Annotated in this window: 1 protein-coding gene and 1 pseudogene; both read right to left on the reverse strand. The window is 62.0% G+C overall.

Annotated elements, in window-relative coordinates:
* Positions 1-2: 2 nt before the first annotated feature.
* Positions 3-866 (reverse strand): IS21-like element helper ATPase IstB, encoded by an 864-nt coding sequence (istB, locus tag IVA98_RS16900; protein ID WP_346657723.1) that lies wholly within the window; start codon positions 864-866, stop codon positions 3-5.
* Between the two features lie 8 nt (positions 867-874).
* Positions 875-2,365, reverse strand: a pseudogene (gene istA, locus IVA98_RS16905) (IS21 family transposase); the annotation flags it as partial.
* Positions 2,366-2,479: the final 114 nt, after the last annotated feature.

Raw genomic sequence — 2,479 nt, forward strand, 5'->3', positions numbered from 1 at the left:
TGTCAATCGGCTTCCAACTTTGACCCCTCATCGGCGTCCAATTTTGACCCCTTCGCGCGGCGGGTTTTGCTGGTAGCGCTCGTCTCGTCGGAGCTGGCCGGGATAGCGGAGGCGAGACGAGCGCGGGTGGCGTGATCGTCGTCTCGGCTCTTGAACCGCCAGCTATCGTTGCCGGTCTCGACGATGTCGCAGTGATGGGTCAATCGGTCGAGCAGCGCGGTGGTCATTTTGGCGTCGCCGAACACGCTCGGCCATTCGCCGAAAGCGAGATTGGTGGTCACGATGACGGAGGCGCGCTCATAGAGCCGGCTGACGAGGTGGAAGAGAAGCTGGCCACCGGACTGGGCGAAGGGCAAATAGCCGAGTTCATCCAGCACGATGAAGTCCATCCGGGTCAGATGCTCGGCGAGCCGTCCTTGCCGTCCGTTGCGGGTCTCGGTCTCGAGGCGATTGACGAGGTCGACTACGTTGAAGAAGCGGCCGCGGGCACCGGATCGGATGCAGCTTCTGGCGATGGCAATGGCCAGGTGGGTCTTGCCTGTGCCGGTGCCGCCAACCAGAACGACATTGCGTTGTTGGGCGATGAAGCCGCTGCCAGCGAGATCATTGACGAGAGTCTGATTGATCGGCGTGCCGTCGAACTGGAAGTCGGCGATGTCCTTGGCAAGCGGCAGCTTGGCAATGGTGAGCTGGTATTTGATCGACCTGGCTTGCTTCTCGTTGATCTCGGCGTTGAGCAGGTCGCCAACGATGCGCTGAGGTTCGTGCTGGCGCTTGACGGCAGTTGCCATGATCTCGTCGAAGGACGCCTTCATGCCGTAGAGCTTGAGTTCGCCCATGAGGTCGAAGATTTGGGTTCGTTCCATCAGATGGTCCTCCGGAGGTTGTCGTAGCGGGCACAATCGGCGATCGGGGCATGACGGAGCGTCAGTGTGGCCGGCGTCATGATGTTGGCCGGTGGAGCGGGTTCACGTTGACGGGCCAGGATATTGAGCACGACATCGGCGGAATGGACGCTGTGACTGAGCGCTTCGGCACAGGCCGCTTCCACCGCGGGCAGACCGTCAGTCAGCACCGCGTTGAGGATATCGACCATCTGCCGATTGCCATCGTCGGTGCTGGCAAGCTTGCGCCGGATCCGCTCGATCGCGGCCGGCAGCACCCAGTCTTTGAAGGGAGCACCGTTGCGCAAGGCGCCGGGTTTGCGGGCGAGCACCGGCACATAATGCCAGGGGTCGTAGATGGTATCGCCGCGGCCAAAGGATCGCGGGTGCTCGGCAACGATGCGTCCATCCTGACGGATCACGATGCGATCGGCATAGGCTTGAACTTCGACCGGCCGTCCGACTGCGCTGGCTGCGACCGAGTACTTGTTGTTGTCGAAGCGCACCAGGCAGGTCTTCGAGACCGATGCTGTCACCGCATGGAAGCCGTCGAAGCGGCCGGCATAGGGAACGAGCTTGGGGCGTTCGGCTTCGAACACCTCCCAGATCGTCTGATCGACCAGCTCCGGATGGCGATGAGCCTTGGCGTAGGCGATGCATTTGTCGAGCAGCCAGGCGTTTAACTCGTCGAGGTTTTTGAACCGCAGCCGCGGCGTGAAGAAGCGTTCCCTGACCAGCCCGACCTGGTTCTCGACCTGCCCCTTCTCCCAGCCCGACGCTGGCGTGCAGGCAACTGGATCGACCAGATAGTGGCTGCACATCTGCAGGAAGCGGCGATTGTAGAGGCGCCCTTTACCGACGAAGATCGTCTCTACGGCAGTCTTCATGTTGTCGTAGATGCCGCGGGTGCAGGTGCCTTTGAACAGGGCGAACGCCCGGTCGTGGGCGTCGAACACCATCTCCTGCGTCTCCCGCGGATAGGCCCGCACGAACAGCATGCGGCTGTGACAGAGCCGGACATGGGCGGCCTTCACCATCACCGTGGTGCCGCTCAGCAAGACCACCTCGTGGCTCCAATCGAACTGGTAGGCTTCGCCGGGCGCAAAGCTCAGCGGGACATAAGCGGCCGCGGTCGATTGCCCGCGTTCTTTGCTCCACCGCCTGGCGAAACGCCGCACCGCATCGTAACCGCCGTCATAGCCGCGGCCGCGCAGCTCTTCGAAGGTCCGGATCAAGGTCAGCTGTTCACGAGCCGATTTAGCCGCGTTCGCCGCCAGCAATCCGTCGAGCTCTACTGCCCATCGTCCCAGCTTTGGCCGCGGCTGCACCTGCCGCTCGTACTCGAAGGAGGTCTCTCCCGACCTCAGCACCTTCCGAACCGTGTTCCGCGACACCTTCAGGTCACGGGCAATCTCCTTGATCGTCTTGCCCTTGATGAAGTGCTCGCGCCTAATCCGGGCAATCGTCTCCACGATCAGCATCCCCCACCACCTGCTTCGTTCCAAAGCAGGCAGCGCAACAGACCAATCTGTAGGGGGTCAATTTTGGACGCCGATCCCCCTGCTTAGGGGGTCAATATTGCAGGCCGAATGACA

Origin of the sequence: Bradyrhizobium sp. 160 (genome assembly GCF_023073735.1) — a bacterium.
In the GTDB taxonomy this organism is placed as follows: domain Bacteria; phylum Pseudomonadota; class Alphaproteobacteria; order Rhizobiales; family Xanthobacteraceae; genus Bradyrhizobium.